Source organism: Anaerotruncus colihominis (assembly GCF_010206195.1).
In the GTDB taxonomy this organism is placed as follows: domain Bacteria; phylum Bacillota; class Clostridia; order Oscillospirales; family Ruminococcaceae; genus Anaerotruncus; species Anaerotruncus colihominis_A.
Map to the genome: position 1 here is coordinate 109,424 of NZ_VIQT01000010.1, position 21,596 is coordinate 131,019.

The following is a 21,596-nucleotide window of genomic DNA, read 5'->3' on the forward strand; positions in this document are numbered from 1 at the left end:
AGTTGAAGAAAGCATTACAGGTGCTGAAAAAGGAACTTGATTCCTACAAATCCGTCAAAGAACAAATCAACATGGCGGCGGTACAGCAGGAAAATGCCACTTTGCGCAAGCAGAACGAACAGTATCGAACGGTTCTCCGACAACACGGGCTACTCCGTGCGCCAGAACAGAAGCGAAGCGTAAGAGATACAGTGAGCAGTCGATAATTTATTTTGATGCCTTGTTGACTTTTGTTCCCCAATACTCTATAATACATTTGGGGCACATAAGTTAGGAGGTGTTTTGGCTGCCACCAAAAAAGAAGATGGGGCGTCCAACTGATAACCCAAAGCGCCACGAAATCAAAGCCCGAATTGACGATGAAACTTTCCAAATCTTAACAGATTATTGTGAGGAAAAGGGAAAATCGAGGGCTGAGGGCGTTCGTGATGGTATTCGTAAGTTGGAGCCTGACATCAAAGAAAAATGAAAGGAAGCGGCGCGTCCCTCGTCAAAGTAACCCGCCACTTCCCCCACGCAGCTACCACAAGGGCAAACCGCATAAATATTATACACTGTGCGGCGCGTTCTTGCAAGGTGTTGTGTGAAATCAATGCAGAAAGGACGGATAACCGAATGATTAATATCTTGGAAGAACTCGCCAACGATAATCTCCACCCCAATTCCCGGTATTACAGACGAAATACCGCTTTTGACCTTGCGACGAAAAAAGTTGCCGATACAGAAAGCGCCTTGTGTGCCGCGCTGAATGAATCGGAAAAAAGGTTGCTGGCCGATTACACAAAGGCGCAAGATGAAGCCGCTTATTTAAGCAGGACGGATAAATTCATCTATGGGTATCGCTTGGGGGTTCTGATGACAATGGAAGTTTTTCGCACGAGCGACGAAATTGTTACCGGCGGGGAGGTTGAATAGATGAAGAACATCTTGGAGCTATTTTACGACCAGCCGGGCGACTGGCACGGGATTCCGAGCGGACAGGATTCGCCTTTTGTAAGAACGGCGCGTATCAAGAACGAAAATCTTGAAATGCTTAACGAAAGTATGACGGACGAGCAAAAGCAACTGATGGAAGCCTATTTCGACGCCGACACCAAAATTGAGGGCATGATACACTTTGACCGGTTCCGGTATGCGTTCCATCTCGGCGCGCAGCTTATGGCGGAACTGATTCAGGGCAAAGAGGAGCTGTTGAAGTAACAAAAAATACAGCAAAGTGATTCGTCCCGGCAGTGGTGTGTAAGCTGTTGCCGGGATAATATAATGCTTTATAAGTGAAACCCGATTGTAAAACTAGCGCGTATATTGTATAATAAAATCTAATAAATTCGAGAGGACGAATTATGCAGAGGCCATTAACTTGTGTTGAAATATGTGCAGGAGCAGGCGGTCAGGCTTTAGGATTAGCTATGGCTGGTTTTGTTCATGTAGCTTTAGTAGAATATGAACCCGATTATTGTAAAATATTGAAAACAAACCGTCCAGAGTGGAATGTTATCTGCGCAGATGTCCGCGATTTTGATGGGCGGCCCTTTTCAGGAGTTGATTTATTAGCAGGGGGTGTACCGTGTCCCCCATTTTCTAAAGCAGGAAAACAGTTGGGGAGAGAAGATGATAGGGATTTATTCCCAGAGGCAATTAGGCTTGTTAATGAAATAAAACCCCGCGCTGTAATGCTAGAAAATGTCCGTGGATTTTTAGACCCCGATTTTGACGAGTATCGAGAGCATATTCTCTCATCAATCAGGCAACTCGGCTATATCACTCAAATTAAGTTGTTAAACTCTTCTGATTTTGGTGTTCCGCAGCTTCGTCCGAGAGTTGTAATTATTGGGATTCGTAAAGACCAGCGGGGAGTTTTTTCTTATCCCGAAGAAAGACCGGATAGTTCTCCAACAGTTGGTAAAGTTCTTTTCGATTTAATGGCTTCCAACGGTTGGAATGGCGCAAAGAAATGGGCGGACAATGCCAACAATATCGCTCCTACCTTGGTTGGTGGTTCAAAAAAACACGGTGGGCCTGATCTTGGGCCTACCCGTGCGCGTAAGGCTTGGGCAGAGTTGGGCGTTGATGGGTTAGGAATTGCCAATGAAGCACCTGCCCCAGATTTTGAGGGTATGCCTAAACTTACGAGTAGAATGATGGCTCGTATTCAAGGTTTCCCTGATATATGGACATTTGGAGAACGGAAAACAATCGCCTGCCGAATGATTGGCAACGCATTTCCCCCACCTGTTGCTCTTGCTGTTGGAAAAGAAATTAGGAGGTGTCTTGAAATGGACGATATTTTAATTTTGGAAGCTAGAAAGAAGTTTCATCAAAGCCTTATAACCAGCGGTATGTGGGGAGTAGATAGTATAGGTGTACCTTCAAATGCTGATGTGGGTGATAGGGCGAAAGCAAAAGAGGGTAAATTTAATGTTTCTACTTTAATAGCACAAAAAATGGCCGTTTTAGCCGGAGTACCTCAAGCAACAGGTGCAAAGAAAATGGGAACAAGTGCAGGTGTTAAGTTTGAGGATTTGATTGCCCAGTTTATCAGAGATACATTTCCTAACCTACAGCATCTTCGCCCTGGTTCTTGGACTGTGTTGAGTTTGGGTAATCAGAGTTCCACAAAGGCATCTAGTTTTGCACAGTATGAACATTTGGAATATCTAATGGAGCTAGTCAATACAAATAAAAAATTGATGACCGTTTTGGGTAATGACTATGTTGTTGCTCCCGATATTGTTGTTTATCGAGGTTTATATGAAGATGAGGAAATCAATGCAGAGGGGCAATGTATAAACGATGAAATTTGTAAGATGGCGGCATTAAGGAAGAAGAATGGTGGTAAACCGATACTTCACGCTTCTGTATCAGCAAAATGGACGATGAGAAGTGACCGAGCACAAAACAGCAGAACGGAAGCTCTTAACCTAATCAGAAACAGAAAGGGAAACCTTCCCCATATCGTGGTTGTGACAAATGAACCTTTACCGTCAAGGTTGGCATCTCTAGCTTTAGGAACAGGAGATATTGATTGCCTATATCACTGTGCATTGTATGAACTGCTAGACGCAGTAAGGCAGTTTGGGGCAGAACATGGAAGAGATGATATTGTTGAGAGCTTGGAAAACTTGATAGATGGCAAGCGATTAAAGGATATTTCTGATTTGCCACTGGATTTGTCTGTGTGATGGCTGATTCTATTTCTTCTACCCGTAGGAGCGAGATCATGTCACACATCAAAAGCAAGGATACTGGCATTGAACTTTTGGTGCGGCGCAAATTGTTTTCGATGGGATACCGCTACCGTGTAAATTACAAGACCTTGCCCGGAAAACCGGATATTGTATTCACAAAAAAGAAAGTTGCTATCTTTATCCACGGATGCTATTGGCATGGTCATGATTGCAGGAGTAGGTATGCTCACACCAGCCAGTCGCATAAGGCATACTGGGTTCCAAAGATAGAACGTACAAAGCAACGGGATCAAGAGCATATCTCTGCACTTGAACAAACTGGCTGGAAAGTGATCGTTTTGTGGGAATGCCAAATCAAAAATAATCTCAGTCAAGTCATTGAAGAGCTCACAGATGTATTAGACACATAAGCTTTACTACAATAAATATGGGGAAAGTTGCATGAAAAAAGCCTTTATTATTTTAGGAAATGGTTTTACAATAGATTTTCTGAACTACTTTTCTATTTTTGATAGTACAGTGAAGGACAATATTGATGTTCGCAATCTTTTTAGGTTTGGAGACAAAATTAGCACCCCCTGGGATGACAAACCAGGATTTCTTTCCTTTAGGAACTGTCCCTCGTTATGGACATTAGGTGCTCGTTCAAACAGTTTACCTGAGGAAAGTACAGCACTAATTGAAGAAATTATTACTTGTGCAAATATGTTTTTTGATTTTGTTAATGAACCAGAGCAAAAGGCTAAGAGATTAGAATTAACAGATTCAAATAAGGAACGACTCTATTTAAAGGCATACTCTGAGTTAATAGTGTACTTGCGTCATCTCTTCTCTTGTTATAACACAATAATTTCGGATAAAAAATTAGCGGATTTTTTAAGTAGTGGTAGTGGTACATCATGGGGATGGGTGAAATTCTTTAATAACATAGAGGCACACAAATATGATAAAATCACATTCGTTACATATAATTATGATATATGGCTTGAGCGTATTTTAAAGACGCTTGAAATTCCTTTTTGTGTTAGCGGCTTTGATACACAAACGAATAGCAAAATAGAAATAATAAAGCCGCATGGTTCCATAAGTTTTGTGCCCAAAGGGGAGCGAATTACTACTTATGCCATTAGCTATCACTTGGATTTTGAAGGTGTACCCATTGAGCAACTTGAGCTAAAATACGATGATCTTGTACACTATGAAAAAGGTGCAATCATACCTCCTGCTGGCGATTCATCACGATTAGAAACAACGGCGCCTTGGTCGCACCATTTGCGTAATGAAGCCAAACGTGCTGCGTCTGAAATTACCGATAAGGATGAAATCGTTCTGTGTGGTATATCATATTGGCATGTAGACCGTCGCGAGATAGATGAGCTTCTGATTAGTTTGAACCAAGATTCAAATTTTACATTTATAAATCCGACACCCCCAAGAGATTTGAATGCAGTGTTAATTAGCATTTTTGAAAAATATGTACAGCAAAGTTCATCTACAGAGATTGGAGGTATTCTATAATGGCTAAGTTTTTTGAGAGAAATTCTACAAAATTAACGATTTCTGAATTTTATGACAATTATAAGCTCAATAAATATAATTTCCAAGCAAGCTATCAACGGAAAAGCGATGTATGGGCAGAGGACAAAAAAGCATTTCTAATCGATTCAATTTTAAAAAACTATCCTATTCCAGCTATTTTTATGAGACCAATCGTAGATGACAGCGGTAGAACTCAATATGATATAGTGGATGGTAAACAGCGGCTACAAGCTATCATAGGTTTTATTGAAGGGCGCATTTCACTTACTTCGTATTTTGCAGAGGATAGTTTTTTGGGCGAAGAAAATAGAAGTGCAGCAGAAATAATATCCGGAAAAACCTTTGAGGAAATAAAAAAAGAATCTGCAAGCGAATATATTAAACAGTTTTGGACTTATACACTACAAATAGAATATCTATACGAAGAAAATGTTGAATTGGTTTCGTCTGTGTTTGATCGTTTGAATAGAAATGGTGAGCCATTAAATCCTCAGGAGTTAAGAAATGCGAAATATTCTAATACTCAAATAATGCCTACGATTCACAAATTAGCTTGTAACGACTATTTGAAAGATAAAATGGAACGGCTAAAAATTGAACGCATGGAAGACGAAGAGTTTATATCTGAACTTTTATTCCTCGTATTAGATGGACGTATTTTGGATTCAAGCCCTGCAGTATTGGACGAAAAATATGAGCAGTATAAAAATGAAGATGACGCCTTGAAAAAAGGTGAGCAAAATTTTCTTGATGTCGTTGAATTTATCAAACAGCTAGATCTAGATTATGATAAATACAAACGACTATTTTGGACTACGCATCTATATACGCTCTTTTCTGTTGCATGGTATTGCGTGAAATATGCAATTGATGTTCTTGAAGTGAAAAAACCAATGGAAGATTTCTATACCGAGTATTTTTCAAAAAGCACTAAATATGAAGGAAAACTTAAAGAATATAAAGATGCTTCTTCCAGCCGTACTCGTTCTGCAATCCAACGAAATAATAGAATGAAGGCAATTTTGGATTATTGTGGCGTTGGAAAATGAAGCATTGATTGCATTGGCCTGATAGATTTTTGATAGCAAAAGTCCCAAGACCCCTTGGGATAAGGATAACTGGTATCATATCCTATCAAATGAAATCAAATTCTCTAAGCAAAATTGCTTATAATTGACTTTCATTTGGCGAGTGGGAATGATGGCGAGTGATCATATTCACAGCAAGGGAGAAAGAAATTAGACGGCAACTAAAAAACCTATCAGCGATATGGGCGGTTTGCCCTATATTGGCTGATAGGCGACACATATTTCCTCAAAATATTTCAGTGGGACCATAAAATTTACCAGTTGCTCGGTTGTCGGTGGCGCATCTTTCCTCTAAAATTTAGAGTAGAGTAAGGAAAATTCAACGCATATTTCCTTATTGGCGGCTTCTTCCTTGCTCGCCATCAGAGATTACCGCCTCAATCAACCGTGTGAGCAGTTTGCGTTGCTGGGGCGTACAGGTAGCGGCCAGATATGTGATATGTTCCAGACTGGCATCCTTGATAAAACGCTCCGGATAAAATATCCGATCTGCGGAGGCACCCAAAACACGCAGCAGGCGGTACAGGGTATCGATGCTTGGATTTTTCTCTCCGAGTTCAATGGCCGCCAAATGCCGCAAGCCTATATCCGCATGTTCTGCCACCCATTCTCGGGTCAGGCCCCGCTCTTCTCGCAAATTTCTCAGAATATTTCCAAGTTGATAACTACTTGGTTATGTTTTTTAGACACTATCAGTTCACCTCCACCTCATATTGTAGGATGGGATATAAAAAGGTGGAATGTTCCAAAGGTAGTCATATTTTTGAACTGAAAGAGCATTTCTTCCGTTGCCATATAAAAAGATGGTAGCGGAGGCCTTTTTTTAGATACCCTAAAATCCTCCGTTAAGCCTAAACGGAGGATTTTTTATGCAATACTTTAGAGGTCGACGCCTCATACGATGGCGTCTGCTGTAGCCAGCAGCCCAGTTACCAGCAGTTCATTGGTACCTTGTTCAAATTTGCCGCAATCATAGCACTAAATCCAGCGGCCTCGAATATGAACTGCTGGTAGTTATATATTGGTTCTATCGGCGTTTCAATGTGATACGAAATCACATTGAAACGCCTTTTTCTTTTCCTCGTTGCCGTTCCCCTCCCGTTTCAAGTTATTTCCAACTCAAAATGACTTGAAGACGGGAGGAGCTTAAGGTGTTGCTAAATTACACCTATCAAAATATCCAGTATTCCATTTCTGTAAACTGGAATGGCCTTGATGGCAAATCTTCTATTCATACCGCTATTGTTGAGCAGCTATCGGCTCTACACGGAAGGGCTTTCATGGCCTATTGGAACATCGCACAACAGTTGGATGAGAAGGCGGACAAGCTGTACAGTTGCATCTACCTGTTCAATGACCAACACTATGCCGTTCCATACAATCCCAAGAATCGGGACTATTTTCTCGTGGCCTTCTCCGATTACTGTACCTGCCTGGAAGTAGGTTTCGCGTCAGATTATTCTCCACAGGCCCAGGTGCTTCTGCATATTTTTCAGACAATCCAGAATATTCTGCAGGAAACAGTAGGTATCTATCTTGTGGATCACGCTTATCAGAACAAGCACTTCAAGCGTAGCCGCAGAAAGGAAACTCGCTTAGAGCTCATTAAAGAACCAGAACCTTCCTATGAGTTTGAAACAGCCCTTTTGCAGATGCTGGAACAGCTGAACGAGCTACAGCGCCGATGGGTCGTGAAACGCTTTATTTTAGGTCAAACCTACCAGGAAATCGCCGATGAGGAGGGGGTGAGTGTGCAAGCGGTCAGGTACAGCATTCTGTCTGCTCTGAAAAAGCTGAACACACTCCTGTAGTTTTCCAGAAAATTTTTAAATGGGGGGCTGCTGCCTCGTGCAGTGGCCCCCTGTCTATTTTTTCTTCGGAGACTTCAAAAATGCGCTTTCTCCGGGCTGGTCATTGAAAGGACATTGACTTCCTTTCCCCTACCTTGACAAACAGTGGCCTCTTTGTCGCTCATATCCAGTATCCGTGCTGTTTTCCCGTTGCTGCCTGATAAAACGGGCAAGCGACATGGGAGCAGACGCCATGAATACCTGTCCGGTACTGCACAGGCCCTTTTCCCTGTGGAAGCAGCGGTGGATCTTGAAATGGTCCAAGACTTTCCGGCACTTATCAATGTGGACGATCTCCAGCGGTATCTCACCGAACCGCAGATGGCCGGGGAGATCAGCCAGGGCATCCAAACAAATCTGTCTGCTGATCTCTATCGTGAGATCGAACTGCCGGACATAAGGCTGGAGCATCCGGGCAAGCGAATCATTCGCACCATACTCGACAGGATATTCCGTTAATTTTAAGGAGGGGATTCATTCCAGATGGAGGCTATGACCAAAGGCGTCGCACATTTTTCCTCTACCAGCGCATGGGACGGAGATGATGAAAAGATCGCTCAAAACAATTATGCCTGTCCTGCACAGCGATGGCCTATGCCGCCGAGGATGAAAACGAATGGGGCGTTATCCCGGAGGGGTATGTCCTGTTTGTGCCTTCGCCCCGATCCACCGTTACAGTGGGGACTACGCCGGACAGCGGGCAGAAGTCACAGGAAATGCCGCGCAGTTCTCCATCGGACAAGCTGCCGGCGGTTTCAACCCCCGCAGAGGATCCTCAGCCCGAAGAGGAAACAGAAGAAATATACCCTGGAGGAGGTTGCTGCCGTCCATTTTGCAGAGATCAACCGTATCCGTGAAGAGCAGGGGCTGTCCCTGTTGGAATCCGCCCCCACCCTGACCGAAATGGTGCAGGAACGGATCGGGGAATATCGGTGGGGCCACAAATGGGCGGATGGCTCCACCGGTACCGTTTACTGCAGACCCGACACGGGAGAGGCACACATGATGCAGTTCTCCAGCGTGGACAACGGTATAATCCAGGGAGCCATTTCAAAAATAGACCTAGCGACTGGCAAGATGGGTGAAACTCAGTCCTTCAAAGCCGTACATAGCAGTGTGCCGGGGGCAGAATCCTTCAGTAGCCACACCGTACCGGTCCGCGACCCATCCGGGGGCGTTTACCATGTATCAACAAAGGTGGATACCACCATTTTTTCTGCTGCAAACAAGGTTGGTACCATGTCGGGATCTTCCTATACTCCTGACAGCAGCAGTAAAATTTCCGCTACAGGCAACGGAATAACAACCGCCTTTGTACCAAGTGGCGATGCAGAAAATACCGGCGTTGTCACCACTGTGGGCGGCAGCAATATGGCTGGACCTGCTCCAGCCTCAGCCGGCGAAAGGCGGCGGTACTGTCACACCTCCAGCCGTTATGAAAGAGATTCCCCGACAAGAACCTTTGGGAGAACGCAGTATCCATGAGGAAACCGTTCAGCAGGTGCAGCACAGCGCAGAAGCACCGCCCATCGCTGCCGGAATGCCGCCAGCCAATCAAATCAGGCGTTTTTCTAAAAATAACCCCGCTAATCTGGAGGTGTTTCGCAGAAATGGCAGCCGGATTGAGGCGCTTGAAAAAATGAGATGGATCAGAATGGTAGCTGGCTTGCTTTGCCTGGCCGTCTTAGGTGCTGGACCCTATGCGGCACATGACCGCAAGAGACGGCGGTGACAGGAAAGGCAGCCCAAATGGGTGAAAATGGTATTGCTGTTCTAACTAAATTCGTGTATAATAATAGCAGAATAACTTTAGAGGAGGCGGGATAGATGCTGATTAAATCTTCTACCGCTCTGCGAAATGATTATGACAGCCTGGTAAAGTTGTCCAAAGAGAGCGGTGAGCCTATTTATATCACCCGAAACGGCGAAGGAGAAATGATTTTTCTTTCCATTGAGGACTACGAGAAACGAGAGGCCGAATTGAAGCTGCTGGAACAGCTGCTCACTGCCGAAAGGAATCGGTTGGCGGGTTCGCCCACCTATACCACTGGTCAGGTAAGGGCTGAACTAGAGGAGCTATATGAGCAAGCATAAGGTTCATCTGCTGACAGAGGCACGCTTACAGCTGAGGGATATTGCTGCCTATCATCTTCTGAATGTGGGGCCGCAATCCGCCAGAAAGATCACCGACCGCATTTTGGACGCGATTGATAAACTGGAAGACTTCCCGGAAATGGGCGCAAAGCTGCCAGGCAAACGGCTGGACGGCTACCGGATGCTGGTAGTGGGCCATTACCTCTGCTTTTACCACATCGATGGCGATACCGTTTATGTCAGTCATATTGTTCACAGAAGCACCGATTATATCAAAAAACTGTTTCCCGAAAATCTTTGATAAGGGAAACCGGGTTAAAACAACCGAACAACAAAATTTATGGAAAAGAGCAGTCCTTTTGGGCTGCTCTTTCCTTTTCCCAGCAGATGGAAAGGAGGGGAGAGATTTGTCCGAGGAAAACAGAACATCAGATGGATTGGAGCAGTCGCTGGATAGCGGCATCAATACGGGACTCGCCGCACAGGAAGAACCCCCCGCCTGTGTGGAGATGGACACTGCAACTACAATTCGGCAATGGCAAACGACACTGATCTCGAATCCCGCCGACTACAGTGAAACCTACCTGAAGACTGTACATAATCAGGTGTCTGCAATCTTTAATTTTGCTTGTAAATATTACAGGCTTCCAGAGAATCCGGCCCGAATCTGTGGTTCTATAGGAAAGAAGAATGCAGACTGTATGTTGTTTTGGACGGTGGATGAGTTCAAGCGGTTCATTGAGGCTGTCAGTGACAAGATCGTTTCCACTACGATTTTTAACCTGCTCTTCTGGTCAGGGATGCGTTCTGGAGAAATGCTTGCGCTGACCTTAAATGACTTCGACTTTGATGAGAGCACAGTGTCAATTAGCAAAAACTATGCACGGCTCGACAACGAGGATTTGATCCTTGAACCGAAAACACCAAAAAGCAAACGGAAAGTCGCTTTGCCGCCCTTTCTCTGCGACCTTGTAAAATCTTATGCCGAAAAGCTTGTAGATTACAAACCGAGTGAACGGCTGGGTCATGAAGACATAAAAACTACTTTGCAGACCTATTCCCACCTGTATCCAAATAAACAGGGAGAAGTATACGTCAAATAAACAACGCATTTGAGAAAAAAGCAAATAACCGTCTAAAAGAAAAAGACCTTACCTTTTCCCAAATGTCCGCTTTAATTGAAATATTAAATATGCCTGCAAGAAAAACCACTTTTAAGGAATTGGAAAAGCGTCTGTCACTGGCGCAATCCACAACAGTCGGGCTGATTTCCCGTTTGGAACAGAAAAAACTTGTTTCTGTTTCCAGGGACAGGGACGATAAAAGGATAAAGTATGTTGAAATCACTTCTCTTGGAGAAAAATTCTGCAACGAAGCAAGGCAGGAAATGGAAGATACGGAACGAAAACTTTTGGAAAATCTTTCAGCAGGAGAAGCAGAAACACTTTTGTCCTTATTAAAAAAAGTAAATTTAATAATCAAAGAGTTATAAAGTCTGCTTATATAAAGCAGACCAAAAAATGCTCTTATCAATCGCTAACTATCAATCGTAAGCAATTATGTTAGGAGGAATAATAATGGATAATCAAAAATCAATGGAAGTATTCAGCAAAGCCCCTGTTTCACAGGCAGTATTCAAAAACGCCTTGCCTGCAATAGCAGCTATGTTAATGGTATTGGTCTACAATTTAGCTGACACATTCTTTATTGGGCAGACGCATGACGCTTTACAGGTTGCGGCTGTTTCGCTTGCAACGCCCGTATTTTTAATGTTTATGGCGGTAGGCACGGCTTTTGGTATCGGCGGCACATCAGTCATATCCCGTGCTTTGGGAGAGGGAAAAAAGGAATACGCAAAAAAAGTCTGCTCTTTCTGTATGTGGAGCTGTATTGTTGTCGGCGTTGTAATGGCTGCCCTGTTTCTGATTTTTATGAACCCTATCCTGTCACTGATTGGAGCAAGTTCTGATACATGGGACTTATCAAAAACTTATTTAAGTATCGTAGCGTGCAGCGGTCCTTTCGTATTGGTTTCAAACTGTTATGCAAATATAATCCGTGCCGAGGGAGAAGCCGGGAAAGCTATGATGGGACAGCTTCTTGGAAATCTTCTGAATTTTATTCTTGACCCAGTTATGATTTTAGGCTTTGGCTGGAATATTGCAGGTGCGGCAATCGCTACGGTAATAGGAAATCTTTTCGGCGCAGGTTACTATATTTTCTATTTTCTACGTGGAAAGTCAATACTTAGTATCAATATCAAAGACTTTACATTAAAAGACAAAGTTTGCAGCAATGTACTTGTAATTGGTATCCCCGCCGCATTAGGCTCTTTGTTAATGAGCGTTTCACAAATCATCATCAACAGCCAAATGGCTGAATATGGTGATATGGCGATTGCAGGAATGGGCGTTGTCATGAAAGTTGTCATTATTGCAGGAATGGTATGTATGGGATTAGGACAGGGCGTACAGCCTTTGCTTGGCTATCTTGTAGGTGCAAAATTATGGAAACGTTTTAATGACGTGTTTAAGTTCTCTATGATTTTTTCCTTGATTTTAGGTGTTGTATTAACTGCGGTCTGCTACCTGTTTGCAAACCAGATTGTCAGCGCATTTTTAACAGATGTTACCGCTTTTGATTATGCCGTTTCCTTTGCAAGAATTTTACTTACAACAAGTTTCCTGTTTGGCGTGTTCTATGTCCTTACCAATGCTTTACAGGCTATGGGTGCAGCCACGGCTTCACTAATTATCAATTTGAGCAGACAGGGAATTATTTTCATTCCCGCATTGTTCATTTTGAAAGCTGCTTTAGGGCTTAACGGGTTAATTAGGGCACAGCCGGTAGCCGATATACTTTCACTGGCACTTGCCGCCGGTTTGTATATCAACACTTACAAAAAACTAAGCATACAGAAAAATGAACTAACAGCGGAAGCATGATGATTTCCTTTTATCTGCATTTAACAATCATTATGTCCTTGTAAATATTATATTCAAACAAAATGGAGGAAAAGAAAATGGATAACAACAAAATGATTATTACAATCAGCAGAGAATTTGGCAGCGGTGGACGGGAATTAGGAAAACGACTGTCAGACACTTTAGGTATTCCCTGCTATGATAAGGAAATTATCGCTTTGATTTCAAAGGAAAATGGTTTTGATGAAAACTATGTGGCTCATATGTCAGAAACCGAAAGGGCATGACACAGAAACAGTTAGGCGAAATCCTCGGCTTTCTCGGAAAGACCTCTGATGTCCGCATGGCACAGTATGAAACCGAAGCGAGAACACCAAAGCACGACCTTGTAAAAGAAATGGCGGGTATCTTTAATATAAGCACCCACGCCCTCACCGTGCCGGATATTGATACCTATACCGGGCTTATGCACACGCTCTTTGCGTTGGAAGATATGTACGGGCTGAAAATTGGGGAGATTGACGGGGAAATCTGCCTGCGCCTTGACAAGTCCGACTATTCCACTTATACGTCCATGTTCGATATGTTCCACGCATGGCAGGAGCAAGCCGCCAAACTGGAACATGGCGAGATTACAAAAGAGGAATATGACCAGTGGCGGTACAAGTACCCGGAACTGGTCACTTCAAAGCATTGGGCAAAAGTCCCCTCGCAGGCGGTCAGTGATATGCTCATGGAAGAGTTTCAGAAAATCGAGAAAGAAGAAAAGAAAACAGCTAAAAAGAAAAAGCAGAAATAAGCATAAAAAGACCTTGCCGATATTCAGTTTCCATATCTGAAAATCAGCAAGGTTTTCTTATGCCTTTGATGTAATCATTTAGTGCGTGATGTAAAAAATGTTGCCAGCACCTAAACAAATTTGCTTGAAACCCACATAAATACTAGTTTCTTAAAGCCCATTTCATCAATCATATCCAATAATTGCAGCAGCATCTGCCTTGCTTCACCTGTCGTTTTCTCATTCCGATATGCTGTTTGCTCCCGCTCTGTTACATTGGATTCCGCAAAAAGCTGATTGATGGATACCTGGAGAGCATTGGCAATACGAAGATAGGCCGATAACCGGGGCCGCGCTTTTCCATTTTCGATCAGGGATAACTGCTTTTGTCCAACATCTATTTGAATGGCAAGCGCAGTCTGTTTGATTCCCATGCGTTGGTGGATCGTACGGATGTTTTCACCCATTAAAATATAAATATTGTCAGAAAATAAATATTGCTCCCGATACATAGAGGTGTCAGTGTATCCCTCTGTTCCGTTTTCATTCGGCTTTTAGGCTGATTATACCACTCCATTCACTATCAGCCCGCACAGCAACGAAAAAGCCATAACAAACCCCAAATATAGGAGGAACCGCTTCATCCCCAACACAATCTTCACCGCCCCCAGGTTGGTGATCTTGGTGGCAGGACCTGTCATCATAAAGGCCACCGCACTGCCCATGGACACCCCATCCAGCAGCCAGGCTTGCAGTAGAGGGATGGTACCCCCGCCGCAGGCATAAAGGGGGACGCCGATAGTTGCCGCCATCAGTACCCCAAATGCCTCGTTGCCCCCAAAGAGGGAGGTCATTAGCTCTTGGGGAACATACCGCTGGAACAGGGCAGAAAGGGCGATACCGAACAGAAAGTAAAGCCCAGTGGCTTTGATATTCCGCCCCAGGTTTTTGAGAAATCGCAAGAGAAGGTTTGGGTCGGTATCCCGGCTTTTCGGTTCATCAAAGCCAGCGAAATTGAAGAAAGACTTTTCTCGATAGAATATCCGCACCAGCATCCCAGCGATAACACCGCAAAGAAAACAGGAAATGATGCGTACCGTAAGGGCGGTTGTCCCCAAGGCAGCGCTGTAAATCACCAGCTGGGGGTTGAGAAGGATGGAGCTCATCATAAAGGCGGCCAGCCAGTCGTCCTTGATGCCGCTGCGGGAAAAGGAAGCTGCGATGGGGATAGTGCCATACATACACAGCGGCGAGGCGATTCCCAAAGCGCTTGCCAATACGATGCCAAAGATCCCCAGCCTCCGCCCCCCAAGAGAGCAGAGGCTGTTGTGGATCGCATCCTTGACAAAGACCGAAATGGCGGAGCCCAACACCATCCCCAGCACCCAGTACCAGAAGATCTGCCGAAACTGGAGGTCAAAGTAGTACCACAGATACACCGCCTCTCGGCGGATGGCTTCAGCCATCAATATTCACCAGCTGGTAGCTGCGGCTCCCCAGGCCGATCTTTTCCGCCTGCTCCAAGGTGTGAATGCCGTTGCGGGACTCCATACGCTGAATAAGTGACTGCCCATCCGGCGCACTGTAAACCAGGTCTACACAAGCCTGGTCCAGCGCCACTGGGTCATAGGAGGCCAGAATGCCGATGTCGTGCATATCCGGCTCGGAAGGATTGCCGTCACAGTCGCAGTCCACCGAAAGACGGTTCATCACATTGATATAGAGGATGTTTCCGTCCAGATAGTCCACCACCGACTTTCCGGCCTCGGCCATAGATTCCAGAAAAGCGTCCTGGTCACCGCCCCACATACTGCCGCCGGTACCGCCGGAGTGGATGTGGCCCTTCCCCTGGCTGGAGGCGATACCGATGGAGATATTCTTGATGGCCCCGCCAAAGCCTGCCATGGTATGACCCTTGAAGTGGGAGAGGACAACATAGTAGTCATAATTTGCAAAGTTTGCTCCTACATAGTTTTCCTTCAGATTGTCGCCACCGGCCACTGGCAGAGTCATCGAGCCGTTTTCGTCCATAATGTCCACCTTTGCGATGGCGGTATAGCCGTGGTCCTCCGCCACCTGGTAGTGCATGGCGGTATTAGCCCGTGAGCCGCCGTAGGCGGTGTTACACTCCACAATAGTGGGGCTGTCAAAGGAACGAACAAGATCTCCAATCAGGTCGGTACGCAGGTAGTTACTCCCCAGCTCCCCGGTGGAGAGCTTGACGGCGATATTCCCGCTGGGGGAGGCGCCCAGCGCCTCATAGATCGCAACCAGCGATTCCGGGGTGATTTCCGAGGTCATATACACGATGGGGCCTCCGGTGTTCTGTGTATCCTCCTCCGGTGCAGAAGATGGTGTATCTTGACTCACCGCCTCACTGGAAGAACCGGGAGTAAATACTGAACTGGATGGCTCCTGGGAGAACTCCTCCGAGGCCCCGGAAGGAATGCTGGAAACCGCCTCTGGCTGGGAACTGACTTGAGTGGATGTGGACGGCGGAACACTTTCTGCGGGAGCGGCGCATCCAGCCAGGGAGCCAGCGGTCAGCAGAGCGGTCAGCAGGAAGGAGAGCAGTCGCTTTTTCATAAACAGGAAACCTCCTTTGATATTTTGTCACAGGGAAAGGCGGACGGTCACATCTCCACTCCCCAAAGCTTCCTCCCAGCCGGTGCGGTCGTCAATACGCGCTAGCCGGGTATAGCTCCAGGAGTTGGAGCCATAGAACATGACGATTTGATTGCCGGTGTAGAGCACGATGTCCCCTGCCTGCGTTGTGGTCTGACTGTTGTTGGTGGGCAGGCTGGTTCCCAATGGACCCACCTTTTCAAAACCAGAATAATCTTCCATTTGGATCACCACCGGGGCTTCCTGCATCATCTCTACAAAGGCATCGACAGCGGCGTTCTCTGTTAGCGTTGCGGTAAAGGTCTGCCCGCCAACCTGCACTTTCAGTTTCATTTCATCTCTCTCCTGTGTTTCCTGGGAGGGTTCCCGTGAAGGTACATTTCCTGAGGGAGAACTTTGCTGGGGCTTGCTTTGGCTATTATCTGGTTCCAGGGGTTCATCATCCATTACTTTCTCAATCTGGATTTCGCCGTTCAGTCCGGCAATATGCTCCACACCGGAAATTGCTTCACCCAACTCGTACAAGTCGCTGCCGCCATCGCTTAAATCACTGTAAAAAATCGCAATATTCCCCCATGGTGCGTAGTAATTCAAAGTTCCTGGAGGGCCTTCTGCTATGGGGGTATCAATGGTGTCCAACTTGTCAGGCGGATAAAAAATCTTTTCGTTGGAGCCGTAATTCTCAATTTGAACCGAGAGCGGAAGCTGATCGTATAAGCCCTGTGCGGCAGGGCTTCCATTAAGCTGGAATAGAATCTCCTGCCTGTCCTCTGCTGTCAGCACAATTTTCAGTGGTGTTTCCAATTCCTTCTGCAATGGATCAGGCGACTTGGGTTCAGAGTCCGCAGCTAACGATGTTGATTTCGATGCGGCCGGCGAAGATATGGCCGACGCCTTGATGACAGAGGAGGATGAAGCCTCGTTAGACGGCACCGGCGGCGTACTGGATGACAACATATTTTCTGATGTTTCGGAACATCCAGCAAACAGTAGTGCAAGGGACAGAATGCAGCCCGCAAGGAAGATCGAACCCCTCCGTTTTGTTCCGGTCACGAAAAAACCTTTGCTCATCATCAACACTCCTTTTATTTGAGGTGTATGCCCTCCCAATACTGAGAAAGCCCTTTTTCCAACCGCTGGAGTCCATCGTTCAGAACAGAGCGGGGACAGGCAATATTCATCCGCAAAAACTGCTGGCCGCTTTTTCCATACTGTGCCCCTTCGGAGAGATACAGTCCCGTCCTTTCTCGCAGGAAACCTGCCAGTTTTCCGGAGTCAGCCGTATATTTCCCGCAGTCCAGCCAGAGGAGGTAGGTGGCCTGGGCCGGAACCAGATGAATGAGCGGTAGCTTTTCCCGAAGGAAGTCTGCTGCCAGCCGTCTGTTCCCGACAATGTACTCCCGCAGAGCGTCCAGCCAACCGGCTCCTTGGGTGAAAGCTGCGATGGTGGCTTCTACCGCAAAAGCATTCGGCTCCGCTACCTCATCGGTGTTCAGCCCCCGCCAGACCTTGTGGCGCAGGACAGGATCAGGAACCACCACCGCCGCCGTTTGCAGGCCCGCCAGATTGAAAGCCTTGGTGGGTGCGATACAGGTGACACTGTTCTCCCGGCAGGGTGCAGAAACCGAAGCAAAGGGAATATAATTACAGCCTGGCTCGGTGATGTCGCAATGGATTTCATCGGAAATCACCGTTACATGATGCTTTCGGCACAGTTCTCCAACACGAGATAGGGTATCACTGTCCCATATCTTCCCCACCGGGTTGTGGGGGTTGCAGAGAATCATCAGCGAGGCCTGGGGATCGGAGAGCTTTTCTTCCAAGTCATCAAAGTCCATCTCGTAGCCGCCGTTTTGGTACCGGAGGGGACTTTCCAGAACCTGGCGACCGTTGTTGAGGATGGAGTTGAAGAAGATGCTATAGACCGGTGTTTGGATAACCACCTTCTCTGCCGGAGTGGTGAGTTTTCGCACCATACTGGAGATCGCAGGCACGACCCCTGTGCAGAAGATCAGCCAGTCCCGTTCCATGGCAAAGCTGTGGCGGGACCGCCACCAGCCGGTATAGGCGTCATACCAATCCTCCGGTATGATGGAGTAGCCGAAAATGCCGTGGTCCAATCGTTTTTGCAGCGCCGCCCGGATTTCCGGGGCGGCGGCGAAGTCCATATCCGCTACCCACATGGGTAGGGCGTTTTCTTCCACCTCCCACTTGAGGGAGCGGCTGTCCCGGCGGTCGATGATGGTGTCAAAATCATAGGTCATGAGAACGCTCCTTTCAAAGTATCAGCCGAAGCCAAACAACTGCCCCCAACAGGCAGAGGATAACCCCAAAAAGGCGGTTCATTTGGGCTGGCTCTATGGTGTTGGTTTTCTTTTTTGCAAAGCTGGCGGCAACGGTAAGAGCGCCCCACCAAAGATAGGTCCCAAGGAACACTCCAAAAACCAGCAGAGCCCCTTCTCCAAAAGCCAGCCCGCCGGATAGCCCAAACCAGGAAAAGGCAAAAAGAAAGGTCAAGATGGCGGCGGGGTTAGTGATACCGATAGCGAAGGAGGAGAAGAAAGATCTCCACCGGCCAACATCCTTTCCTTCCTGGCCGGGAGTATCCTCTTTCCGGCAAAGCAGGCCAATCCCTAAGAAAAGGATAAGGCCGCCGCCCACAAGGTAGATGGCGGCCTTATACTGTAATAAAAAATCAGAGATAAAGGTCAATCCCAAGGCTCCCAAAGAAGCATAAAAGCAATCCGCCGCCGAGGAGCCAAGGCCGGTGAGAAGCCCCGCTTTCGGCCCGTAGCGGAGGGTCCGCTGTACCGTCAGCGCTCCCACTGCCCCTGCGGGAAGCCCGAACAGCAGGCCGATGAGGACCCCTTTCCATAAATAGGCCGTCATCTACGGCTCTCCTTTCTATCCTTTATGAGGCTGCTGCCTTTGCATCATATAGACCAGGTAATCCAGACAGTCGATCTTCCGCTGCTCCTTGTGGACTGCGTCCAACAGTTCACTGCGTTGGCGCTTCAGGAGCCGCAGGCTCTCCGGCTTTTTCCCCTTCTCCACGCACTCCAGAAATTTGGAGATGATGTCCTCATCACAGCCAGCATCCCGCAAATTCTGTACAATATCTTCCTGTGTACGATAACCCTCCACAATGGTCCCTCCTCACGCCACAGACAGCTTATCCCGCTTTGGAAATATCGCTGCCGAAGTATTTTTCCGACAGGGTGGCAAGCTCCCCGGAATCCCGCAGTTCCTCCAGCGCCTGGTCGATGGCCTCTCGCAGGGACGCCGTTTCCTCCCCTTTTCGCATGGGGATGGCTACTCTGGAGGTGTCCTCGGTGCGGGCCGCGATCTTGATGTTGGCATCCGGGTGGGCCTTCAGGTAATCCAGATAGGTCACCTCATCATTGAGGGTGGCGTCTACCCGCCCGGCAAGAAGCAGTTCAAAGCTCTGATTCAAGGTTTCTACTCCCACCACCTCAGCCTGATAGTCTTCTGCCATCTGGGCGTAAATACCGGATATGGTGTTGGCGGTGCGTTTTCCTGCAAGATTCTCTATGGATTGAATGTCCTCGTTATCCCCGGTGACGATGATGACCGTGTGATTGTAGGCGTAGGGGGTGGAAAAATCGTATTTTTCCTGGCGCTCTTTGGTAATATCCACCCCGTTTACCAATAGGTCGTACCGTCCGGCATCCAGCCCGGCCAGCAGACCGTCCCAACGGCCCTCGGCAAAGGTAACAGAGACCCCCAGCTTTTCGGCGATCTTCCGGGAGACCTCTACATCATAGCCTACCAGGGCTTCTGTTTCGTCATGGTAGGTCCAAGGGGACCAGGTTCCCTCCATGGCAACCACCAATTCCCCCCGCTGCCGGATCTGTTCCAGCAGGTCGCCGGAGGCGGTCTCTGGCTCGTTTTGAGAAGATACGGAAGCATGGGATGGGCTTTCGGAAGGCTGGGAGATGTTCCCGCTGCATCCGGCAAAGGCAGCAGTTATCAGAACCGCCACAAACAAAGCGATTATTTTTTTCATGGTCAAGCACTCCTTATTTCTGATATTCAACTGATTGGGTGTACCGTTTGGTCTACCATCTGTAAAAATTTCCGGGCGCGCTGTTCCTTGGGATGCTCAAAAAAGTCCCTGGCGTTCCCCGCTTCCACAACAACACCGTCTTCCATAAATACAACTCGATTGGATACAGTACGGGCAAAGTTCATCTCATGGGTCACTACCAGCATGGTCATTCCTTCCTCTGCCAGCTGACGCATCACCGACAGCACCTCTCCGGTCAACTCCGGATCCAGGGCGGAGGTGGGTTCATCGAAATAAATAATCTCCGGCTGGGTGGCGATGGCTCGGGCGATGGCCACCCGCTGTTGTTGTCCGCCAGAAAGCTGGCTGGGATAATAGTCCTCCCGACCGGCAAGCCCCACCTTTTCTAATGCCAGGCGGCCGATCTCCTCCGCTTGGGCCTTTGGGATCCTTCGTCCGATGATAAGTCCCTCGGTGATATTCTGAAGGGCTGTCTTGTTGCGGAAGAGGTTGTAGTTCTGGAAGACAAAGGCGGTCTTTTTCCTCAGCCGAAGGATCTCCTTTTTGGATAGCTTCCCAAGGGGAAAAGCCTCTTTGTCAAAAACCAGTTCCCCGCCGTTTGCCGGTTCCAGGAAGTTGAGACACCGCAGCAGGGTGGTCTTGCCGGAACCGCTGGGGCCCAGGATCGCCACAACATCCCCTTGGCGGATGTTGAGATCCACCCCGCGAAGCACCTCCAGTTCCCCAAAGGATTTTTGGATGTTCCTAACCTCTAACATTGATTCAACCCGCCTTTCTTTCATAGCTGCTCAGTTTTTCTTCCCCCAGCCGCTGGAGCCAGGTAAGAACGGTGGTGAACAGCAGATAGATGAGCCCAACCTCCACATACAGTGCCAGTGCTTCGTAGGTCCGGGCCACGATGCGCTGGGTGATCATAAACATTTCGGTAAGGGTGATGCTCGCCGCCAGGGAAGTATCCTTCATCAGGGAAATAAAGGAATTGCCCAGGGAGGGGAAGGCGGTACGCAGCGCCTGGGGAAGGATGATCCGCCGCACCGTTTGCAGCCAGGTAAGCCCGGCACAGTATCCGGCCTCCATCTGGCCGGCCGGCACCGATTCCAGTGCCGCCCGGATGATCTCGGCGCAGTAGGCCCCCTGGCTCACCGAAAAAACAACGACCGCAGCCGGAAAGGGGTCGATAACAATGCCCAGATTGGGCAGGCCGAAAAATACCACAAACAGCTGGACGATCATGGGGATGCCCCGAATGACCCAGATATAGAACCGGGCCAGTTGCCGCAGTACCGGTATCCTGGCAAACTGGACCAGGGCGGTGACCAGGGCCAGGGCAAGACCCAAAGCAAAGGAAACAAGGGTGAGGGGAATGGTGACGATAAGCCCCGGCACCAGCATTTTCCCAAAAGAATCGGTGAGGATCCCCCAAAGCCGTCCGCTGATCATGGTGTTCCACTCCTCTCTGTTT

General features: G+C 47.4%; 27 protein-coding genes and 1 pseudogene. 17 read left to right on the forward strand and 11 right to left on the reverse strand.

The annotated features are described in order from the left end of the window. The first annotated feature begins 2 nt into the window (after positions 1–2). From FMM72_RS08265 to FMM72_RS08295, 7 genes are all read left to right on the forward strand, one after another. Entirely contained in the window at positions 3–206 is a 204-nt protein-coding gene (locus FMM72_RS08265) for a hypothetical protein (protein WP_162221138.1), read from the forward strand. 409 nt (positions 207–615) lie between these two features. Further along, the gene (locus FMM72_RS08270; protein WP_162221139.1) at positions 616–915 is read left to right on the forward strand and encodes a DUF6809 family protein; all 300 of its coding nucleotides are present in this window, start codon (positions 616–618) and stop codon (positions 913–915) included. Continuing rightward, positions 916–1,200, forward strand: coding sequence for a DUF6809 family protein (locus tag FMM72_RS08275; protein WP_162221140.1), 285 nt, complete (start codon positions 916–918; stop codon positions 1,198–1,200). It abuts the gene before it with no gap. A gap of 143 nt (positions 1,201–1,343) precedes the next feature. Then, the gene (locus tag FMM72_RS08280) at positions 1,344–3,182 is read left to right on the forward strand and encodes an NgoMIV family type II restriction endonuclease (RefSeq protein ID WP_162221141.1); all 1,839 of its coding nucleotides are present in this window, start codon (positions 1,344–1,346) and stop codon (positions 3,180–3,182) included. Continuing rightward, the gene (locus tag FMM72_RS08285; protein ID WP_162221142.1) at positions 3,182–3,598 is read left to right on the forward strand and encodes a very short patch repair endonuclease; all 417 of its coding nucleotides are present in this window, start codon (positions 3,182–3,184) and stop codon (positions 3,596–3,598) included. Before FMM72_RS08280 ends, FMM72_RS08285 begins: the two co-directional genes overlap by 1 nt. A 31-nt stretch (positions 3,599–3,629) precedes the next feature. Then, positions 3,630–4,706: a hypothetical protein gene (locus tag FMM72_RS08290; RefSeq protein WP_162221143.1), complete on the forward strand. Its 1,077-nt coding sequence runs from the start codon at positions 3,630–3,632 to the stop codon at positions 4,704–4,706. Beyond that, positions 4,706–5,776: a DUF262 domain-containing protein gene (locus tag FMM72_RS08295; protein WP_162221144.1), complete on the forward strand. Its 1,071-nt coding sequence runs from the start codon at positions 4,706–4,708 to the stop codon at positions 5,774–5,776. The genes FMM72_RS08290 and FMM72_RS08295 overlap by 1 nt, the downstream gene beginning before the upstream one ends. 373 nt (positions 5,777–6,149) lie before the next feature. Here the strand turns inward: FMM72_RS08295 and FMM72_RS08300 are convergent, their stop codons facing one another. After that, positions 6,150–6,464, reverse strand: coding sequence for a helix-turn-helix transcriptional regulator (locus tag FMM72_RS08300; RefSeq protein ID WP_257431092.1), 315 nt, complete (start codon positions 6,462–6,464; stop codon positions 6,150–6,152). 502 nt (positions 6,465–6,966) lie between these two features. Here FMM72_RS08300 and FMM72_RS08305 point away from each other — a divergent pair. The 10 genes and pseudogenes from FMM72_RS08305 (at position 6,967) to FMM72_RS08350 (ending at position 13,482) form a co-directional block, all read left to right on the forward strand. Next, positions 6,967–7,626, forward strand: coding sequence for a sigma factor-like helix-turn-helix DNA-binding protein (locus FMM72_RS08305; protein WP_162221146.1), 660 nt, complete (start codon positions 6,967–6,969; stop codon positions 7,624–7,626). Positions 7,627–7,920: 294 nt separating this feature from the next. Next, positions 7,921–8,124 carry a hypothetical protein gene (locus tag FMM72_RS08310; protein WP_162221147.1) on the forward strand — a complete coding sequence of 68 codons (204 nt, stop codon included), beginning with the start codon at positions 7,921–7,923 and terminating at the stop codon, positions 8,122–8,124. An 853-nt stretch (positions 8,125–8,977) separates the two neighbouring features. Next, positions 8,978–9,397, forward strand: coding sequence for a hypothetical protein (locus FMM72_RS08315; protein ID WP_162221148.1), 420 nt, complete (start codon positions 8,978–8,980; stop codon positions 9,395–9,397). Between the two features lie 95 nt (positions 9,398–9,492). Then, complete coding sequence (locus FMM72_RS08320; protein WP_162221149.1) at positions 9,493–9,759, forward strand: type II toxin-antitoxin system Phd/YefM family antitoxin; 267 nt, start codon at positions 9,493–9,495, stop codon at positions 9,757–9,759. Continuing rightward, positions 9,746–10,060: a type II toxin-antitoxin system RelE/ParE family toxin gene (locus tag FMM72_RS08325; RefSeq protein ID WP_162221150.1), complete on the forward strand. Its 315-nt coding sequence runs from the start codon at positions 9,746–9,748 to the stop codon at positions 10,058–10,060. Before FMM72_RS08320 ends, FMM72_RS08325 begins: the two co-directional genes overlap by 14 nt. Before the next feature lie 106 nt (positions 10,061–10,166). Then, a complete protein-coding gene (locus tag FMM72_RS08330; RefSeq protein WP_243157756.1) occupies positions 10,167–10,862 on the forward strand; it encodes a site-specific integrase in 696 nt (231 codons plus the stop codon). Beyond that, positions 10,859–11,251 carry a MarR family winged helix-turn-helix transcriptional regulator gene (locus tag FMM72_RS08335; RefSeq protein WP_257431090.1) on the forward strand — a complete coding sequence of 131 codons (393 nt, stop codon included), beginning with the start codon at positions 10,859–10,861 and terminating at the stop codon, positions 11,249–11,251. The genes FMM72_RS08330 and FMM72_RS08335 overlap by 4 nt, the downstream gene beginning before the upstream one ends. Positions 11,252–11,336: 85 nt before the next feature. Continuing rightward, on the forward strand, positions 11,337–12,704 hold the full coding sequence (locus FMM72_RS08340) for an MATE family efflux transporter (protein WP_162221153.1): 1,368 nt from the start codon (positions 11,337–11,339) through the stop codon (positions 12,702–12,704). Positions 12,705–12,796: 92 nt separating this feature from the next. After that, positions 12,797–12,955, forward strand: a pseudogene (locus tag FMM72_RS08345) (cytidylate kinase family protein); the annotation flags it as partial. 11 nt (positions 12,956–12,966) lie between these two features. Beyond that, entirely contained in the window at positions 12,967–13,482 is a 516-nt protein-coding gene (locus tag FMM72_RS08350) for a transcriptional regulator (RefSeq protein WP_162221154.1), read from the forward strand. Between the two features lie 110 nt (positions 13,483–13,592). Here FMM72_RS08350 and FMM72_RS08355 read toward each other — a convergent pair whose 3' ends face one another. From FMM72_RS08355 to FMM72_RS08400, 10 genes are read right to left on the reverse strand one after another with little or no spacing between them, the layout of a single operon-like run. After that, positions 13,593–13,973 (reverse strand): helix-turn-helix domain-containing protein, encoded by a 381-nt coding sequence (locus tag FMM72_RS08355; RefSeq protein WP_162221155.1) that lies wholly within the window; start codon positions 13,971–13,973, stop codon positions 13,593–13,595. A gap of 51 nt (positions 13,974–14,024) precedes the next feature. Beyond that, positions 14,025–14,927 (reverse strand): permease, encoded by a 903-nt coding sequence (locus FMM72_RS08360; protein WP_162221156.1) that lies wholly within the window; start codon positions 14,925–14,927, stop codon positions 14,025–14,027. Beyond that, positions 14,920–16,047, reverse strand: a complete 1,128-nt coding sequence (locus FMM72_RS08365; protein ID WP_162221157.1) for a DUF362 domain-containing protein — start codon at positions 16,045–16,047, stop codon at positions 14,920–14,922. The genes FMM72_RS08360 and FMM72_RS08365 overlap by 8 nt, the downstream gene beginning before the upstream one ends. Before the next feature lie 27 nt (positions 16,048–16,074). After that, positions 16,075–17,160: a cyclophilin-like fold protein gene (locus FMM72_RS17170; RefSeq protein ID WP_162221158.1), complete on the reverse strand. Its 1,086-nt coding sequence runs from the start codon at positions 17,158–17,160 to the stop codon at positions 16,075–16,077. An 11-nt stretch (positions 17,161–17,171) separates the two neighbouring features. Further along, the gene (locus tag FMM72_RS08375) at positions 17,172–18,350 is read right to left on the reverse strand and encodes a MalY/PatB family protein (RefSeq protein WP_162221159.1); all 1,179 of its coding nucleotides are present in this window, start codon (positions 18,348–18,350) and stop codon (positions 17,172–17,174) included. Positions 18,351–18,363: 13 nt separating this feature from the next. Further along, on the reverse strand, positions 18,364–18,975 hold the full coding sequence (locus FMM72_RS08380; protein WP_162221160.1) for a LysE family translocator: 612 nt from the start codon (positions 18,973–18,975) through the stop codon (positions 18,364–18,366). A 15-nt stretch (positions 18,976–18,990) separates the two neighbouring features. After that, positions 18,991–19,230, reverse strand: a complete 240-nt coding sequence (locus FMM72_RS08385) for a hypothetical protein (protein WP_162221161.1) — start codon at positions 19,228–19,230, stop codon at positions 18,991–18,993. Between the two features lie 28 nt (positions 19,231–19,258). Beyond that, a complete protein-coding gene (locus FMM72_RS08390; protein WP_162221162.1) occupies positions 19,259–20,113 on the reverse strand; it encodes a transporter substrate-binding domain-containing protein in 855 nt (284 codons plus the stop codon). Between the two features lie 26 nt (positions 20,114–20,139). Next, positions 20,140–20,892: an amino acid ABC transporter ATP-binding protein gene (locus FMM72_RS08395; protein ID WP_162221163.1), complete on the reverse strand. Its 753-nt coding sequence runs from the start codon at positions 20,890–20,892 to the stop codon at positions 20,140–20,142. Between the two features lie 4 nt (positions 20,893–20,896). Beyond that, positions 20,897–21,574, reverse strand: a complete 678-nt coding sequence (locus FMM72_RS08400) for an amino acid ABC transporter permease (RefSeq protein WP_162221164.1) — start codon at positions 21,572–21,574, stop codon at positions 20,897–20,899. Between the last annotated feature and the right edge of the window lie 22 nt (positions 21,575–21,596).

What these genes read in the sequence shown, in the direction of transcription:
- FMM72_RS08275 (WP_162221140.1), top strand. Translation starts at nt 916, where the DNA reads ATGAAGAACATCTTGGAGCTATTTTACGACCAGCCGGGCGACTGGCAC.
- FMM72_RS08320 (WP_162221149.1), top strand. Translation starts at nt 9,493, where the DNA reads ATGCTGATTAAATCTTCTACCGCTCTGCGAAATGATTATGACAGCCTG.
- FMM72_RS08355 (WP_162221155.1), bottom strand. Translation starts at nt 13,973, where the DNA reads ATGTATCGGGAGCAATATTTATTTTCTGACAATATTTATATTTTAATG.
- FMM72_RS08340 (WP_162221153.1), top strand. Translation starts at nt 11,337, where the DNA reads ATGGATAATCAAAAATCAATGGAAGTATTCAGCAAAGCCCCTGTTTCA.
- FMM72_RS08365 (WP_162221157.1), bottom strand. Translation starts at nt 16,047, where the DNA reads ATGAAAAAGCGACTGCTCTCCTTCCTGCTGACCGCTCTGCTGACCGCT.
- FMM72_RS08380 (WP_162221160.1), bottom strand. Translation starts at nt 18,975, where the DNA reads ATGACGGCCTATTTATGGAAAGGGGTCCTCATCGGCCTGCTGTTCGGG.
- FMM72_RS08310 (WP_162221147.1), top strand. Translation starts at nt 7,921, where the DNA reads ATGGTCCAAGACTTTCCGGCACTTATCAATGTGGACGATCTCCAGCGG.
- FMM72_RS08350 (WP_162221154.1), top strand. Translation starts at nt 12,967, where the DNA reads ATGACACAGAAACAGTTAGGCGAAATCCTCGGCTTTCTCGGAAAGACC.
- FMM72_RS08290 (WP_162221143.1), top strand. Translation starts at nt 3,630, where the DNA reads ATGAAAAAAGCCTTTATTATTTTAGGAAATGGTTTTACAATAGATTTT.
- FMM72_RS08400 (WP_162221164.1), bottom strand. Translation starts at nt 21,574, where the DNA reads ATGATCAGCGGACGGCTTTGGGGGATCCTCACCGATTCTTTTGGGAAA.
- FMM72_RS08325 (WP_162221150.1), top strand. Translation starts at nt 9,746, where the DNA reads ATGAGCAAGCATAAGGTTCATCTGCTGACAGAGGCACGCTTACAGCTG.
- FMM72_RS08280 (WP_162221141.1), top strand. Translation starts at nt 1,344, where the DNA reads ATGCAGAGGCCATTAACTTGTGTTGAAATATGTGCAGGAGCAGGCGGT.
- FMM72_RS08270 (WP_162221139.1), top strand. Translation starts at nt 616, where the DNA reads ATGATTAATATCTTGGAAGAACTCGCCAACGATAATCTCCACCCCAAT.
- FMM72_RS08285 (WP_162221142.1), top strand. Translation starts at nt 3,182, where the DNA reads ATGGCTGATTCTATTTCTTCTACCCGTAGGAGCGAGATCATGTCACAC.
- FMM72_RS17170 (WP_162221158.1), bottom strand. Translation starts at nt 17,160, where the DNA reads ATGATGAGCAAAGGTTTTTTCGTGACCGGAACAAAACGGAGGGGTTCG.
- FMM72_RS08390 (WP_162221162.1), bottom strand. Translation starts at nt 20,113, where the DNA reads ATGAAAAAAATAATCGCTTTGTTTGTGGCGGTTCTGATAACTGCTGCC.
- FMM72_RS08395 (WP_162221163.1), bottom strand. Translation starts at nt 20,892, where the DNA reads ATGTTAGAGGTTAGGAACATCCAAAAATCCTTTGGGGAACTGGAGGTG.
- FMM72_RS08295 (WP_162221144.1), top strand. Translation starts at nt 4,706, where the DNA reads ATGGCTAAGTTTTTTGAGAGAAATTCTACAAAATTAACGATTTCTGAA.
- FMM72_RS08375 (WP_162221159.1), bottom strand. Translation starts at nt 18,350, where the DNA reads ATGACCTATGATTTTGACACCATCATCGACCGCCGGGACAGCCGCTCC.
- FMM72_RS08360 (WP_162221156.1), bottom strand. Translation starts at nt 14,927, where the DNA reads ATGGCTGAAGCCATCCGCCGAGAGGCGGTGTATCTGTGGTACTACTTT.